15 protein-coding genes and 1 pseudogene are annotated in these 14,699 nt (G+C 66.3%); 8 read left to right on the forward strand and 8 right to left on the reverse strand.

What is annotated here, in order from left to right; all coding sequences use genetic code 11:
* The 5 genes from L288_RS27520 to L288_RS27540 all read left to right on the forward strand — a co-directional run.
* Positions 1-326: energy transducer TonB (locus L288_RS27520; protein WP_021237383.1), on the forward strand; the 326-nt coding region annotated here is incomplete at its 5' end.
* A gap of 67 nt (positions 327-393) precedes the next feature.
* The gene (locus tag L288_RS27525) at positions 394-1,152 is read left to right on the forward strand and encodes a MotA/TolQ/ExbB proton channel family protein (protein WP_030538210.1); all 759 of its coding nucleotides are present in this window, start codon (positions 394-396) and stop codon (positions 1,150-1,152) included.
* Positions 1,153-1,264: 112 nt separating this feature from the next.
* Positions 1,265-1,753, forward strand: a complete 489-nt coding sequence (locus tag L288_RS27530; protein WP_030538211.1) for an ExbD/TolR family protein — start codon at positions 1,265-1,267, stop codon at positions 1,751-1,753.
* A gap of 81 nt (positions 1,754-1,834) precedes the next feature.
* Positions 1,835-2,257 (forward strand): ExbD/TolR family protein, encoded by a 423-nt coding sequence (locus L288_RS27535; protein WP_030538212.1) that lies wholly within the window; start codon positions 1,835-1,837, stop codon positions 2,255-2,257.
* Between the two features lie 198 nt (positions 2,258-2,455).
* Positions 2,456-2,773, forward strand: coding sequence for a PilZ domain-containing protein (locus tag L288_RS27540; protein ID WP_030540228.1), 318 nt, complete (start codon positions 2,456-2,458; stop codon positions 2,771-2,773).
* A gap of 377 nt (positions 2,774-3,150) precedes the next feature.
* On the opposite strand, the gene L288_RS27545 is transcribed toward L288_RS27540, so the two are convergent.
* The gene (locus L288_RS27545) at positions 3,151-4,938 is read right to left on the reverse strand and encodes an ABC transporter transmembrane domain-containing protein (protein WP_021237388.1); all 1,788 of its coding nucleotides are present in this window, start codon (positions 4,936-4,938) and stop codon (positions 3,151-3,153) included.
* A 67-nt stretch (positions 4,939-5,005) separates the two neighbouring features.
* Positions 5,006-6,292, reverse strand: a complete 1,287-nt coding sequence (locus L288_RS27550) for a class I SAM-dependent methyltransferase (protein WP_021237389.1) — start codon at positions 6,290-6,292, stop codon at positions 5,006-5,008.
* 106 nt (positions 6,293-6,398) lie between these two features.
* Here L288_RS27550 and dgcA point away from each other — a divergent pair, with 106 nt between their 5' ends.
* Complete coding sequence (gene dgcA / locus L288_RS27555) at positions 6,399-7,376, forward strand: N-acetyl-D-Glu racemase DgcA (protein WP_021237390.1); 978 nt, start codon at positions 6,399-6,401, stop codon at positions 7,374-7,376.
* Here the strand turns inward: dgcA and L288_RS27560 are convergent.
* The 5 genes from L288_RS27560 to L288_RS27580 all read right to left on the reverse strand — a co-directional run bounded on the left by L288_RS27560 (position 7,370) and on the right by L288_RS27580 (position 12,218).
* Positions 7,370-7,768 (reverse strand): hypothetical protein, encoded by a 399-nt coding sequence (locus tag L288_RS27560; protein ID WP_021237391.1) that lies wholly within the window; start codon positions 7,766-7,768, stop codon positions 7,370-7,372. The genes dgcA and L288_RS27560 overlap by 7 nt on opposite strands.
* A gap of 95 nt (positions 7,769-7,863) precedes the next feature.
* The gene (locus L288_RS27565) at positions 7,864-9,033 is read right to left on the reverse strand and encodes a mechanosensitive ion channel family protein (RefSeq protein ID WP_031304041.1); all 1,170 of its coding nucleotides are present in this window, start codon (positions 9,031-9,033) and stop codon (positions 7,864-7,866) included.
* A gap of 24 nt (positions 9,034-9,057) precedes the next feature.
* Positions 9,058-10,065 (reverse strand): DNA topoisomerase IB, encoded by a 1,008-nt coding sequence (locus tag L288_RS27570; protein ID WP_021237393.1) that lies wholly within the window; start codon positions 10,063-10,065, stop codon positions 9,058-9,060.
* Between the two features lie 78 nt (positions 10,066-10,143).
* Positions 10,144-10,851, reverse strand: coding sequence for a hypothetical protein (locus L288_RS27575; protein WP_021237394.1), 708 nt, complete (start codon positions 10,849-10,851; stop codon positions 10,144-10,146).
* Positions 10,851-12,218 (reverse strand): putative O-glycosylation ligase, exosortase A system-associated, encoded by a 1,368-nt coding sequence (locus L288_RS27580; RefSeq protein WP_021237395.1) that lies wholly within the window; start codon positions 12,216-12,218, stop codon positions 10,851-10,853. The genes L288_RS27575 and L288_RS27580 overlap by 1 nt, the downstream gene beginning before the upstream one ends.
* A 220-nt stretch (positions 12,219-12,438) precedes the next feature.
* Here L288_RS27580 and L288_RS27585 point away from each other — a divergent pair, with 220 nt between their 5' ends.
* Together L288_RS27585 and L288_RS27590 are read left to right on the forward strand one after the other, a co-directional pair.
* Positions 12,439-13,665 carry a TIGR04063 family PEP-CTERM/XrtA system glycosyltransferase gene (locus L288_RS27585; RefSeq protein WP_021237397.1) on the forward strand — a complete coding sequence of 409 codons (1,227 nt, stop codon included), beginning with the start codon at positions 12,439-12,441 and terminating at the stop codon, positions 13,663-13,665.
* Positions 13,666-13,698: 33 nt separating this feature from the next.
* Complete coding sequence (locus tag L288_RS27590; protein WP_031304042.1) at positions 13,699-14,481, forward strand: hypothetical protein; 783 nt, start codon at positions 13,699-13,701, stop codon at positions 14,479-14,481.
* A 13-nt stretch (positions 14,482-14,494) separates the two neighbouring features.
* On the opposite strand, the pseudogene L288_RS43435 reads toward L288_RS27590, so the two are convergent.
* Positions 14,495-14,699 (reverse strand): annotated as a pseudogene (locus L288_RS43435) (hypothetical protein); the annotation flags it as partial.

Consider the following 14,699-nt stretch of genomic DNA (forward strand, 5'->3'; position numbering starts at 1 on the left):
CGCCGCCGGCTCCGCCGCCGCCGCCCACTCCAGCGACGCGTGCAACGCCGCGCAGCTCGCCGGGCAGCTGGCTCAGCGATGCCGACTATCCCAGCCGCGCGCAGCGTGAAGAACGTTCGGGCACCGCTGGCTTCCGGCTGGAGATCGGCCCGGATGGACGTGTCACCAACTGCACCATCACCTCTTCGACGGGCCATCCGGACCTTGATGAGGCGACCTGCCGCCTGCTTCCCCGCCGTGCGCGGTTCAAGCCGGCGACGGCTGCGGGGGGCGGCCCCATGTCCGACACCTACAATGGTCGCATCACGTGGCGACTGCCTGAATGATTTTGGCGGGAAGGCCGGCGCCGCCGCCTTCCCCGGTTATTGATCCTTTGAGAGGGAAGTCTTGAAAATGTTGATGTATCTCGCAGCAGCAGCCGCGCCTAAGCCCGAGAATCCGTATGGGCTCATGGAAGCCCTGGAGCAGGGGGGCACGATCGCCTGGACCGTGTTCATCATTCTGGTCGGCATGTCCGTCGGCACCTTCTACATCCTGTTCACCAAGCTGATCGAGCAGCAGAAGGTCATCAACCAGGGCAAGAAGGTGCGTGCGACCTTCTGGCGCGCCGCGACGCTGAAGGAAGGTTCGGCGAAGCTGGAAAAGAACTCCGCCTACAAGCAGATCGTCGATGACGGCATCAAGGCGCAGGAAGAACACACCAAGCTGACCGATCCGGTCGAAGCCCATGACTGGCTGCACGGCTCGCTCGCCCGTTCGGAAGCGTCGATCAACTCGAAGCTGGGCGGCGGCCTCGCCTTCCTCGCGACCGTTGGTTCGACCTCGCCGTTTATCGGTCTGTTCGGTACGGTTATCGGCATCTACCGCGCGCTCATCAAGATCGGCGCCGCCGGTCAGGCCTCGATCGACGCCGTCGCCGGTCCGGTCGGTGAAGCTCTGATCATGACCGCGCTGGGTCTGGCCGTGGCCGTTCCCGCGGTGCTCGCCTACAACTTCTTGCAGCGCCGCAACAAGTCGATCGCCGAGCAGCTGAACGGTTTCACCGTCGACCTGCTGGCTCACCTCGTGTCGAACGGCGCGGTGAAGCCCACTTTGGCTCCGGCTCCGGCTGCTCCGGCCGCTAAGCCTGCCGCGGCTGCGACCAAGGCCTGATTGGTCAAGCGCCGGCGGGGAACCGGCGGGCGGCTGCGACCGCCAAGGTTCCCTGCCGGTCGTGGGCCCTGCATGACGGGGCGCCATCGACACGGATGTTAGGAAATTATCAATGGCAATGAGTGTTGGCTCCGACGGCGGTGATGACAAGCCGATGTCCGACATCAACACGACGCCGCTCGTCGACGTCATGCTGGTGTTGCTCATCATCTTCCTCATCGCGGTCCCGGTCGTCGTCCAGACGGTTCAGCTACAGCTCCCCAAGGTCGCGTTCGAGCCGACGACGACGAAGCCGGAAAATGTCTCCCTGTCGATCACGACGGGCAGCGACGGCAGCTGTGCGGTCTATTGGAACCTGACCAGGGTGTCTTCGGACGAGTTGCTCGACCGCGCGGTCGCGAAGCTCGAAGCGGACATCAAGAAGGCGGGCGGCGTTGAAAATCTGACGCCGGAGGATCTGCCCGAAGTGCATATCCGCGGCGACATCAATACCCCCTACCGGTGCATCGGCGGCACCATCTACACGATGCAGCGCGCCGGTTTCCCGAAGGTCGGCTTCATTTCCGAGCCCGAACCGGGCACGAATGTGCAGCGGCTTTAAGTAGAGTCTTTTGTTGACGCATTTTCGAACCGAATGGCCGGCAAGCGGCCATTCCCGGAAATGCTCTAGGAGTATCGCCCCATGGCAATGAGTGCCGGAAGTGAAGATGGCGAGCCGATGGTGGAAATGAACACGACGCCGTTGATCGACGTCATGCTCGTTCTCCTCATCATGTTCATCATCACCATCCCGATCCAGACCCACGCGGTCAAGATCGACCTGCCGCAGAACGCGCCGCCGACCGACAGCGTCATCGATCCTGTCAAGAACAAGGTGGCGATCGATGCCAGCGGCGTCATCACCTGGAATGGTTCGGCCATCGACCTGCTGACCCTGCGTCAGTATTTGCAGCAGTCGCTGCGTTTGCCGGTCGAACCCGAATTGCAGTTCCAGCCGAATGCTGCGACCCGCTATGTCGTCGTTGACGAGGTGCTGGCGGAAATCAAGCGCGCGGGCGTGACGAAGCTGGGCTTCGTCGGGAACGAGCAGTATAGCCGTTTCTAAGGGCTGATCACGCCGCCGCCGTCTGGCCGGGAATCTGACTTCCCGTTTCCGGGCGCGGACAAAGGCGACGCAATCAGCTTGCGACAGACGCTGATCTAACGGGGCCGCTGATGCGGCCCCTTTTTTGTGCGCGCTGCAAGCTTCATTGTTTTTTTACCTCGATCGGCGATCATCCGGCTTGGGAATGCGATGGTCATCATGGGCGCAGAATTTCAAATCGACGTTTCGCGAAATGAAGGCCGCCAGGCCGCGCGCCGCCACTTGCTGGTGCCCGTGAAGGTGCGGCGGCCGGGCGAAACCTGGTTCAGGAGCAAGGTGGCCGACCTTTCCGTGACCGGCTTTCGCCTCCAGAGCTTCATGAAATTGGCCAGCGGCGACAGCCTGTGGATCATGCTGCCCGGCTTCGAAGGCCGCCGCGCGCTCGTTCTGTGGACAAGGGGCCATGAAGCAGGCTGCCAGTTCGAACGTCCGCTCCACCCCGCCATACTCGACCATATCGTGCGGATCAGCCTCTAAGGCCAAGGCGCTTCGTGGCAGCGCCGCCAGCTGCACGATCCCATCGTCTTTCCGTCAAGCCGAACCACAGGAAGAACCGCTCCGCCTTGTTCGCCAGATGCGATGGCCAGTTTTTTCGCGCCGGGGCTGAATTGAAGCTCGCCCATCCGCGCGGGTGTTCACAATGATGCCAGCATCTGCCTCTCCCGCCTCCCGCCGTGAAGGGCAGGGGAAGGAAGCTCCGCCAGATGGCAAAAGCCTATCGCGGCCTCTGCTATCGCCCATGTTGCCCCTATAAGGGCCCCATCTTCCTGCGAAAGCAGCAGTCCAGTTCAATCTTGAGATTAGGCCGCTGCTCGCACGAAAGTGAGATGGGGCCGATCGCTCAGTCCTCACCCTCAACCAACCGGCGCATCCTGGAATTGAAGGCTCGCCAGCCTCGCATAGAGCCCGCTTTTCGTCATCAGCGACGCGTGATCGCCCTGTTCGACCACACGACCTTCATCCAGAACGATGATGCGATCGGCCGCGCGCACCGTCGCCAGCCGATGGGCGATGACGATGGTGGTCCGCCCTTTCATCAGGCGTCCGAGCGCATCCTGCACCAGCCGTTCGGACTCCGCGTCCAGGGCCGATGTCGCCTCGTCCAGCAGCAGGATCGGCGCGTTGCGCAGCAGCGCCCGCGCGATCGACAGCCGCTGCCGCTGCCCGCCCGAAAGGCGCGCTCCCCCTTCGCCCAGATAGCTGTCCAGCCCTTGGGGCAGCGCGCGAAGGAACGCTTCGGCATTGGCCGCGCGCGCTGCGTCCCAAATCTCCTCATCGCTCGCATCCCACCGGCCGAACCGCAGATTGTCACGTGCCGAAGCGGCAAAGATCACGCTGTCCTGCGGCACCATGGCCATCATGCTGCGAACGTCCGCCGGGTCGCTTTCCGGCAAGGCAACGCCATTGAGCCGGATCACGCCCGAGTCAGGATCGTAGAAGCGCAGCGCCAACTGGATCAGCGTCGACTTGCCCGCGCCGGACGGGCCGACGACGGCGACCGTCTCGCCCGGCGCTATGTCCAGCGTCACGCCATGCAGCGCCGCCTGGTCCGGCCGGGTGGGGTAGCTGAAATGCACGTCATCGAACTGGAGGCGCGCGCCCTGGGGCAGGCGGGGCAGGGGTACGGGGCGCGCGGGTGCGACGATCTGCGGCGCCGCCGTCATCAGTTCATGCAGCCTGCTCGCCGCCCCCGCGCCCCGCAGCAAGTCGCCCCATGTTTCGGACAGCGCGCCGAAAGCGCCCGCCACCAATCCGCCCGTCAGTACGAATGCGGCGATGCTGCCCCCCGACAGACGCCCCGCCGCGACGTCCAGCGCGCCCTGCCACATCACCATCGTGATCGACCCGAACACCAGCCCGATCACCACCGCCGTCATTATCGCGCGCAGGATGATCCGCTGCCGCGCGGTGGCGAAGCCTTCCTCCACCGCTGCGTCGAACCGGCCCGATTCCCGCTGTTCCTGCCCGAATGCCTGGACGACCTTCATCGCGCCCAGCACTTCGGCGGTGATGCTGCCGACGGCGGCCAGCCTGTCCTGGCTGGCGCGGGACAGCTTCCTCACTCGCCGTCCCAGGCTGATCATCACCAGCAGCACGACGGGAATGCCCAGCAGCAGCAGGGCGGCCAGCTTCGGCGCCAGCGCGAACAGGTAGATCAGGCCGCCAACGCCCGTCACGATGTTGCGCAGCGCCACTGACACGGTCGATCCCACCACCTGATCGATGATCGCGGTGTCGGCGGTCATGCGCGACGCGATCTCGGAAGGGCGGTTCTCCTCGAAAAAGCGGGGCTCCAGCCGCAGCAGGTTCGCCTGCGTCGCTGACCGGATGTCCGCGACCACCCGCTCGCCCAGCCAGGACACGAAGTAGAAGCGCGCGGCGGTCGCCAGCGCCAATATGATCACGATCAGCAGCAGATATTGGAACCAGCGGCTGATGTCGCCGCCACCCATGAATCCGCGGTCGATGACCAGCCGGAATCCGCTGGGGATCGCCAGCGTGGCGGCCGACGAGACGATCAGCGCGGCCAGCGCTCCGGCAATCCGCCCCGGATAGCGCGCCGCAAAGCGCCACAACATCCGCAGGCTGCCAAGAGAGGATCGCGCATCCCCGCGCGCGCCGGATTTTTCCGCATCTTCCATGCGGGCGCGCTTAGCAGCCCGCGCATCATCCCTCAACGAGGGATCGGATGGAGACCGGAGACGTTCGTCAGGCGCGGGGCGTGATCTGCGCCGCCAGCGTCATGATCCGGCGGGAAGGCGCGCGGCCGGTGAGCGCATAGGCCATGTCCCCCGCCTCCCAATAAGCGATGATGTCGCCCGCGCGGCGCGCCAGCAACGGCCGCGCCCCGGCCGGGGTTTCGGCGCGGTCGGCGAAGAAGGTCAGCTGCTCCCCCTCTGGCGTCACGATCGACACGGCGATGGCCGGACTGTCGGGTGTCGGGAACAGTTGCACGTCGTTGACCTGCCAATTGCCGGGAAAGCGCGGCAGGACGATGCCGGTGGAGCGCCGGATCTCATCGGTATTGAGCATCGCGCTTTCGAGCTGCGACGCCATATTCTGCCGCAACAGGCCTGCGCGATGGGATGCCGCGGCTTCATCCAGAAAGGGGCTGGCCTGCGCCGCCTGCGGAAATTCGCCAAGTGCGCCCCGCGCGATCCACCCGGTGGAAATCAGGGCGGCGATCGCGGCGGCGCGGCCCAGATGCCGCCAGCCGCCCGCGCCTTCATTATCATTGGCGACCGGCACCGTCATGTCACGGCGGCGGCCGACGAGCGTCCCCTTCGTCCCGTCATGCATCAGGCGGAAATCGATATGGGGCCAGCGCTGCCGCCACCGGCGCGCGACCAGCCGCTCGCCCGGCCGCGCCGCATCGTCCAGCAGCACGACGGCATTGGGGGAGAGGCGCGCGAACAGGCTGTCGGCCGCGCCGCGCACCAGCGGATGCACGCTCCAGGGCGGCCCGTCGATGATCAGCAGGTCGATGCGGTCGGGCAGATTGTCCAGCGCATACCAGCGCCCCGGCCAATCCTCGCTTTCGCTGGTCAGTGGAGCATGGCGCAGGTCGGCCTTCAATCCATGATCGGCCAGCCATGTCCGCGTCGCATCGGCAAAGCCGCCATGCTGGTCGAAACTGGTCAGCCGCCCGCCGCCATGCAGCGCCAGAGCGCGCGCCGCGATCAGCGTGGACGCGCCTGCGCCCAGTTCCACCACCTGCGCAGGCCGCAGCCGCGCGATTTCCCGCACGATATGCCGCAGGAAGCCGATATCGGCCTTCCAGCTTCCCAGATGGGGCAGGGCGTCGTGCGGCAGGCCCAGTTCGTCCAGCAGGGCGCGCTTGTCCGCCTTCCGCCCGCCCGACAGGCTGGCCAGCAGCCAGGGCCAGCCGATCGCGCCAAAGCCGATGCGCCAGGCAAGATCGGACAAGCGCCGCCGTGCAGGATCGCCCGCCCGTTCAGCCAGTGGCAGAAATCCGGTCAGTTCACGGGAAGTCACAGCGCGCCTAATCCTTGTTTCGACAGCCGGCGGGACTATGCGGCGGCTTGGGATTTTCGCATAGAGCCGATGCTCGCTCCGTCAATTCTCCTGATAGGGAACGCCGATGACCCGCATAATTTCCGCGACTGTCGAACGCTGGCCGGTGGCGGGCGCCTTCATCATCAGCCGGGGGGCGAAGACGGTGGTGGATGTCGTGACCTGTCTTGTCGGCGATGAAGATCATGTGGGCCGGGGGGAAGGCACCGCCATCTATTATGAGGGCGAAACGGCGGAAGGCTGCGCGGCGGCGATCAACGCCTATGACGGCCCGCTCGACCGGCAGTTCCTGTTGCACGCCATGCCGCGCGGGGCCGCGCGCAACGCGCTCGACTGCGCCTTGTGGGATCTGGAAGCGAAGAGGGCGGGGATTCCCGTATGGAAGCTCGCCGGGCTGGAGCCGCCCGCGCCGCTGCCCACCGCCTTCACCATCAGCCTCAATGATCCGGCCCGGATGGAGGCGGATGCGCGCGCGGCCGCCGCGCGCGGCTTCGCGCTGCTGAAATGCAAGCTGACCGGCGAGGGCGATCTGGCCCGCATTGCGGCGGTCAGGGCTGGCGCGCCTGCCGCGCGGCTGATCGTCGACGCCAATGAAAGCTGGCACGATCTGGACATCGCCGCGCAGGCACAGGCGCTGTCGGAACTTGGTGTCGAGATGGTGGAGCAGCCGGTCCTCCATGGCCGGGAGGAGCGGCTGGCGGGCATTCGCGCGCCATTGCCGCTCTGCGCCGACGAAAGCTGCCACACGCGCGCCGACCTCGACCGGCTGGGCGATTTCGACGCGGTGAACATCAAGCTCGACAAGGCGGGCGGCCTGACCGAGGCGCTGGCGCTGGCGCGGGAGGCGCGCGAACGCGGCTTCCGCATCCTGGTGGGCTGCATGCTGGGCACGTCGCTGGGCATCGCCCCCGCCGCGCTGGTCGCGCAAGGCGCCGACTGGATCGACCTTGACGGCGCATTGCTGCTGGCCAGCGACCGGGAGGGTGGGCTGCCGCTCAAGGACGGCCTGCTCCATCCTGGCACCCTCTGGGGAACGGGTCAGTAGCCCAGCGTCAGTCCTGCGGTGTAATATTTGGGGCCCAGATTGCCCTTGATCTTCAGCTTGGGCATCAGCGGCATGGCGATGGTCGCATAGGGACGCGGATCGTCGCCGCTGAACCGGACGCCAGCGCCGATGGTCGCGGCGGCGGGCAGCGTGTAGGTCGCCTCGACCCGGCCATAGAGCGATGCATCACCGTCATGCAGATAGACGCCAGCGCCCGGCGTCAGGCTGAAACCCGCCAGGTCCAGCGCGTAGCCAGCGCCCAGCTCCGCGCCCCAATCGCCCTGCGCGCGGCCGTAATTGGCCTCAACGCCCAGCCCTTCGGCATGAGCGGCAGGCGCGATCGCCAGCATCGCCAGCGCCGCGCCGATCGCGCCTTTCTTCCGGTTGAACATCGCAATCCCTTTTCAATCCAAAATCCTGCGCTTCTCCTGAATCCGTCACGTCCCACCAGCAAGCTGCGGCGGGACGGACCGAATCGAAAATCCGTTCAGGTGAAGCGCCTGGGCGCGCCTTCGACATGGATGGGGTCGGGATAAGGCATGATGGCGGTGCCGTCCGGCGCGGCGGTGAAGCTGGTCTGCGTCGGGTAGGCGAACTCGATCCCCTCGGCCTTGAACCGCTTCCATATGGCGATGCCGATGCGGTGGCGGGACAGGAAATAGTCGTGCCGGTCGGGGTCGGGCACGTCGAAGTTCAACTCATAGTCCAGCGAACTCGCGCCAAAGCGCACCAGCCCGGCATTGACGAAGATGAAACCCTCCGCCTCCACGATTTGCCGCAGCATGTCCGGAATGGCGTCCGCCTTTTCATCGGGCGTCTGGTATATGATGCCGAGGCCGAAGGTCACCCGCCGCTGCGCCAGCGTTTGCAGGCTGGTGATTTCCTTCTGCAACAGGTTCGCGTTCGAAATCACCTTCTTCTCGCCCGACATGGCGCGCAGGCGGGTGGATTTCAGGCCGATGCGCTCCACCCGCGCGGTGGTCTGGTCATAGGTGATGACCTCGCCCCGGCGGAACGGCTTGTCGAAGATGATCGACAGGGCGGCGAACAGGTCGGAAAATATCCCCTGCGCGGCAAGGCCGATGGCGATGCCGCCGATGCCAAGACCAGCGACCAGGCCGGTGACGTTGACGCCCAGATTGTCGAGCACGACGACAGCGGCGATCGCGAACAGGGCGAAGGTCACCAGGACGCGGATCAGCCCCATCGCGTTGGCCAGCGTCTCGCCATGGCCGTCTTCCGCCGATGTCCGGCGCTCGATCAGGCCCAGGATGATTTCGCGCGCCCAGATGGCGGCCTGGAACACGGCGGCGATGGTGAACAGGAAGCTGACGGTGCTCAGCAGCAGTAGCGGCGGATTGGCGTAGCTGACGACCAGCCGCGCCGCGACCATGACCATGAAGAAATGATTGGTCCGCGATATCGCCCGCCCTATGACATGGGACAGGCCGAGCGGGTCGCCCGGCCGCGTCAGGATGCGCTTGGCAAAGCCCAGCAGCGCCGCAAGCGCCAGATAGATGATGATCGCCGCCCCGGCCGCGATCAATATCTGCAACGAATGGACGCTGAGCCAGTCCAGAGTGGCACGCCACATCTCCGCGAGATTGGGCAGGCGCACGTCCATTGCGGGCGGGACAGGGTCTTTCTTCGCGGTCATGAACATCCTTGATCTGACAGGCGGTCAGGCCGCCATCGGGAGCGCGGGGGTCGCCCCGCCTTCTTCCAGAAAGGCGATCAGTCCGCGTTCGTAACGGGTGAGATAGCGCGTGCTGCGCGGCAAGCGAAGCCCCTTGCGCCATTCGTCCTGCCCCGATTTGCAGAGGTCGATCAGCGCCGGGTGGATATAGCTTTTGCGGCTGATCGCGGGCGTGTTGCCCAGCGCCTCGGCCACGGGCGCGACCATCTGGGCGAGCGAAACCGGCCCGGACGCCAGCGTTTCGAAGGCGATCGTCGATGCGCCCCATGTGCGGAAATGCTTGGCGGTGAAATCGCCGCCCATCGCTTCGGCGATATAGGCGTTGACGTCTCCCGAACTGATCGGCCGCGCGATGCCGTCCTCGTCCAGATATTGGAACAGATGCTGCCCCGGCAGGTCCTGCATCGCCCGCACGAAGCGCAGCAGCCGCCGGTCGCTGATGGTCAGATCATGTTCGCGCCCGGACTTGGCGCGGTAACGCAGCCGCATCCGCTGCCCTTTCAGGTCCAGATGACGGCGGCGCAGGGTGGTCGCGCCGAAACTCTTGTTGGCGGCCGCATATTGCTCATTGCCCACCCTGACCTTGGCCAGGTCCAGCAGGCGGACGACGGCGGCGATGGTCCGTTCCTTGCGCAGCCCCCGGCTGGACAGGTCAGCCTCGATCCGCGCGCGCAGCTTGGGCAAGGCGCGCCCGAAGGCAGCGCAGCCGCCATATTTTTCCGCCTCGCGCGCGGCGCGGAATTCGGGATGGTAACGATATTGCTTGCGCCCCCGGTCGTCATAGCCGGTCGCCTGGATGTGGCCGTTGGGCTTGGGGCAGAACCAGCAGTCGCGATAGGCGGGGGGCATGCCGATGCCGTTCAGCCGGTCGATCTCTTCCCGGTCGGTGATGCGCGTGCCGTCCGGCAGGAAATAGGCCCAGCCCCGCTTGAGCGCCTTGCGCGAAATCCCCGGTAGACTGTCATTGGAGTGGACGAGGCGGCTTTGGGGCATGGGTTCCTTCTCAGCCTGACAGAACCCGCCGTCTCCCGCTTCGTTCCCCCTTGCCGGGCCGTCGCGGCGCGCCTTTCGTCAGGACCGGCCAGGAAGCGAGCGGACCGGCCGCGCGCCGTCGTTCAGCCGCCAATGCTGCGGCTGGCGGCGGATGACGGACAGGTGCGCCAGGGTGATGGTCGTGGCCAGCACGCCCGCCGGAATCAGCAGGGGTGCCGCCGCCGGAAGATAGACCGCGCCCAGAAAGGCCGCTGCTGCGCTGGCCGCCGACAGCGCCGTCGCTCGCGCCTCCCCATCCGGGCCGCGCATCCAGAAGACGCAGCCGCTCATGCCCAGGGCGAAGGCGGCGGTCAGGCGGCTCGCATGGCCTGGTTCGCTAAGGCCGCAGGCGATCAGCAGCAGGATTATCAGTCCCGCCAGCCCCGGCCGGGGCAGACGGCCCAGCAGGTTGGCCGCCGCCGGGTAGATCAGCAATTCGCCCAGCAGCACGGCGGTCAGGATCGATCCCGCCAATGCAGCCTGTCCCGGCCCGGCAATGACCGCGACCACAGCCGTTCCCGCCCATGGAACGAGCCGCGAAGGCGCCATGCGGATATGGCTGCCCCAGCCGCGCAGCCCAGCGCGCACGTCCCACCGCCGGTCGGCGAGCCGCAACTGGAAGGCCGCGATGATGAACAGCGCCTCGACTCCCCAGGGCAGGGCCTCCGTCCCGATCATGGGCGACGCCAGCACAAGGCCCAGCAACAGGCCGTGCGCCACGCCCAGCACCCGCAATTCTCCCCTCATCACACTCCCCCCTGTGCGGGCCGCAACGGTCCCAATGGCGATAGCTGCCGCCGCGCGGTTTCCCGCCGCTTGCGGGTCAGATAGGTGTCCAGCCCGATCTGGAGCGACAACATCATGAAAATGAACGGCTGGTAGGCGATGCCGACGAACAGCGATCCCACCATGTAGACGATATGGCCCTGCTGCAACGCCAGCGCGAAGGGCGCGACCCAAGCCTCGCCGGGGCCATCGCGATTGCGATAGAGGCGGCGGATGGATTCCGTCCTGATGAAGCAGATGAGGTGCAGCAGCGCCCAGATCGCAAAGCCGAAATAGCCCTGCTCCCCAAGCATCTCGAAATAGGCGCTGTGATAGGCGCGGCCCTTGTCCGTCACCACACGGCGCTCCATGCGTGAACCGCCGCTGTCGGTCACCCGTTCCTGCGTGAAATAGGTGAAGCTGTTCTGAAGATAATTGTCGAAGCCGCCGCCGCCCGGATGCTCCTTCACATAAGCGAGCGTCCACTTCCACACGGCAAGGCGGGTGGAGGCGCTTTCGTCGCCTTGGTGATTCTCGATGGTGGACATGCGCTCGGTGAAGCTGGCGGGCAGGAAGGGGATGGCGGCCAGCGCGGCCAGCGCCATGAGCGGACCGTAGACGAAGCGCCGCTTCGACCGCATGAACATCAGCCCCGCCAGTACCACGATGCAGACGAGACCCGTGCGCGCTTCCGTGCCGATCGGCATCAGCAGGCAGGCAAAGCACAGCGCATAGGCAAAGGTGCGTACCCGCCAGTCGGGCGGAAAGACCGTCCCATGTTTCGCCAGCCACAGGATCAGCGGGATCAGCGATATGGCGACGCAGCTTATGATGCTGCCTTCATAAAGGCCGCTATTATTGTCGACCATCAGGTTGAGCACGCCATAGCCGCCTCCCGATAGCGCCGTTTTCATGCCGCCGTTGATGATGATGGTGCTGGCGCACAGCACCATGAACAGCGTCAGCGCCTCCAGCCGCAGCCGGGTGCGCAGGGTGAGCGGCAGGAAGATGGCGAAGATCATCGCCTTCCACACCCATTCCCATTTGGTATGCGCGTTCAGCGGGAAATCGGCGGTCGCGGTGGTATAGCCGCACCAGGCGAGCAGGATCAGCAGCAGCACCTGCCGCATCGAAAAGCGGCAATCGGCCTTCTTGTCCGCCACCAGCCACGCGCCCACCGCCGCCGCGAAGGCGATGGCGGAAATCGGGATGCTGTTCAGCAGGAAATAGGACAGCCGCTGCGGCGACACGATGTCGATATAGGCATAGACCGCTACCAGCAGGAACGGACGGCGCAGGCCCAGCAGGAAGAACGCGCCCAGAAAGGCGACGAAGAACAGGTCACGCATCGGGCGCCTGCTCCTGCGCGGATTCATCGTCCAGGTCATCGCGCGACAGCAGCCGCCACGCGGCCAGCATGATCACGCCATGACTGATGAGAAGGGAAAGGGCGTCGATCATCCTGCGCGCGAGATATCCGTTATCACACTGTTCTTCGGTCCGAACGCTCCCGTCCTACGCCAACAGAGTTGACGGCCCGTTAAACCTTTTCAGGCAAAGAATCGGGCCATGACCCGGATACTCCACGTCCTCGATCACAGCCTGCCGATGCACAGCGGCTATACTTTCCGCACCCGCGCGATCCTGCGGGCGCAGGCGGCGAAGGGGTGGGAGGTGCGGGGGATCACCGGCCGCCGCCACGGCGCGCCGGGGCCGCTGGAGGAGGTCGTGGACGGCCTGCGCTTCCATCGCACCGGCGGGGAAGCGGCCAGCGGCAATCCGCTGCTGCGCGAATGGCGCGACATTTCCGCGCATGCCGAAGCGATCGAATCGCTGATCGCCGGTTGGCGGCCGGACATCATCCATGCCCATTCGCCCGTGCTGAACGCGATAGCGGCCCAGCGCGTGGCGAAGCGCCACGGCATTCCCATGATCTACGAAATCCGTGCCTTCTGGGAAGATGCGGCGGTCGGCAACGGCACCGGCACCGAAGGCAGCCCGCGCTACTGGCTGACGCGGCAACTGGAAACCCACGCGGTTCGCGCCGCCGATGCGGTGGCGGTCATCTGCGAAGGGCTGCGCGGCGACCTGATCGCGCGCGGCGTTGACGCGGGCAAGATCATCGTGTCGCCCAATGGCGTCGACATGGACCAGTTCGGCGATCCGGTGCCGCGCGATCCCGCGCTCACCGCCCGGCTGGGGCTGGAGGGCGCTGACGTCGTCGGCTTCATCGGCAGCTTCTACGATTATGAGGGGATCGACCACCTGATCGCCGCCATGCCGCGACTCGTCCGGCTGCGCCCCAGGGTCAAGCTGTTGCTGGTAGGCGGCGGCCCCTGCGAACAGGCGCTGCGCGATCAGGCCATGGCGTCCCCCTTCGCCGACCATATCCTCTTCGCCGGACGCGTGCCGCACGATCAGGTCGAACATTATTATGCGCAGGTCGACATTCTCGCCTATCCGCGCAAGGCGATGCGCCTCACCGATCTGGTGACCCCGCTCAAGCCCTTGGAGGCGATGGCGCAGGGCCGCCTTGTCGCAGCATCGGATGTGGGCGGCCATCGCGAACTGATCGAGGATGGCGTCACCGGCACATTGTTCACTCCGGGCGATCCCGCCGCCATCGCGGTGGCATTGGGCGGCATGTTCGCCGATCGCGGCTTCTGGCCCGAACGCCGGGCGGTGGCGCGCGCCTTTGTCGAGCGGGAGCGTAACTGGTCGTCAAATATTCTGCGCTACGAACCGGTTTACCGGCGGCTGCTCGATTCGCCGCAGCGCCTGCGCGCGGCGGCGTGAGCGATGCTGGCCATGGGCGCACCATCCAGGCGCATGATCACGCCCGCCTTGCTGAGCGGTATCGCCGCCGCTGCCGTGCTGCTGGCGCTGCCGGCGGGGCTGGTGGAAACGATCGTCGCGTCGAGCGGGCTGAGCGAAGTCTGGCCCGCCGCCGCGCCGCCGCTGGGGTGGAAGGCGCGGCTTGTTCTGGCGGGCTTCGGCGCGCTCATGGTGATGGGGTTGAGCTGGGCGGGCAGAGCAAGCGTCTCGACGCCCCTTTTGCAGGATTATGGACGCTGGCATCGCGTCCAGGGAGTGAGTGACATGGGTTTTGCATTGTCGAAGCTGAGCTGGCTGTCGCGCGGCCGCGCCACGGGATCACGCGCGGGGCGTCCTGCCTTGCGCCGTGCCGACGCCCACCCCGATGCGCCTGCGCGCACGCCGATCTTCGCGAGCCGCGATTTCGGCGGTATCGACATCTTCCCCCGGATCGCCCCGGCCCAGCCGCAGTCCGAACCCGTCGAGGCGGCCGGGCAGCCAGAGGCCGTCCTCCCGGAGGCGCTGCCGCATGTCGAGGAAGCGGCATTTGAAGAGATAGCGGAAGCGCCTGCGCCCACGCCCGTCATCGCCGAACCGCCCACGCTGGCCGACCTCACCGCCCGCCTCGAACGCGGCCTTGCCCGGCGCGAACGGCGGACCGGCGGCGGGCAGCAGGTGCTGGCGGACATGCCCATCGAACAGGCTGTCCCCGTGCGCGCCCGCGTCGAGGATGATGTCGATCAGGCCTTGCGCGCCGCTCTGGGCACGCTCCGCGCCATGGCGGAACGCACCCGCTGATCCGCCGCGCGCGTCACCATTCCTCAATGGTCAGCGCGGACAGTTCGATCCATTCGCCGTCACCATCCGAACGCATCTCATCGATGCTGATGTCGGCGACGAATTGCCCCGGCAGGGTCCATTCGGCCTCCTCTATGCCCTGACAGAAGCGGCGCGCCCGTTCAGGGGCGTCCCCGCCCGATAGCCGCAGCGTCACGACATGCCGCCGTCCCTGGAAA

Source organism: Sphingobium quisquiliarum P25, from assembly GCF_000445065.1.
Lineage (GTDB): Bacteria > Pseudomonadota > Alphaproteobacteria > Sphingomonadales > Sphingomonadaceae > Sphingobium > Sphingobium quisquiliarum.

Excerpts from the sequence above, each read along its gene's own strand:
- L288_RS27525 (WP_030538210.1), top strand. The coding sequence starts at position 394 with ATGTTGATGTATCTCGCAGCAGCAGCCGCGCCTAAGCCCGAGAATCCG.
- L288_RS27530 (WP_030538211.1), top strand. The coding sequence starts at position 1,265 with ATGGCAATGAGTGTTGGCTCCGACGGCGGTGATGACAAGCCGATGTCC.
- L288_RS27535 (WP_030538212.1), top strand. The coding sequence starts at position 1,835 with ATGGCAATGAGTGCCGGAAGTGAAGATGGCGAGCCGATGGTGGAAATG.
- L288_RS27540 (WP_030540228.1), top strand. The coding sequence starts at position 2,456 with ATGGGCGCAGAATTTCAAATCGACGTTTCGCGAAATGAAGGCCGCCAG.
- L288_RS27545 (WP_021237388.1), bottom strand. The coding sequence starts at position 4,938 with ATGGAAGATGCGGAAAAATCCGGCGCGCGCGGGGATGCGCGATCCTCT.
- dgcA (WP_021237390.1), top strand. The coding sequence starts at position 6,399 with ATGACCCGCATAATTTCCGCGACTGTCGAACGCTGGCCGGTGGCGGGC.
- L288_RS27560 (WP_021237391.1), bottom strand. The coding sequence starts at position 7,768 with ATGTTCAACCGGAAGAAAGGCGCGATCGGCGCGGCGCTGGCGATGCTG.
- L288_RS27565 (WP_031304041.1), bottom strand. The coding sequence starts at position 9,033 with ATGACCGCGAAGAAAGACCCTGTCCCGCCCGCAATGGACGTGCGCCTG.
- L288_RS27570 (WP_021237393.1), bottom strand. The coding sequence starts at position 10,065 with ATGCCCCAAAGCCGCCTCGTCCACTCCAATGACAGTCTACCGGGGATT.
- L288_RS27575 (WP_021237394.1), bottom strand. The coding sequence starts at position 10,851 with ATGAGGGGAGAATTGCGGGTGCTGGGCGTGGCGCACGGCCTGTTGCTG.
- L288_RS27580 (WP_021237395.1), bottom strand. The coding sequence starts at position 12,218 with ATGCGTGACCTGTTCTTCGTCGCCTTTCTGGGCGCGTTCTTCCTGCTG.
- L288_RS27585 (WP_021237397.1), top strand. The coding sequence starts at position 12,439 with ATGACCCGGATACTCCACGTCCTCGATCACAGCCTGCCGATGCACAGC.
- L288_RS27590 (WP_031304042.1), top strand. The coding sequence starts at position 13,699 with ATGATCACGCCCGCCTTGCTGAGCGGTATCGCCGCCGCTGCCGTGCTG.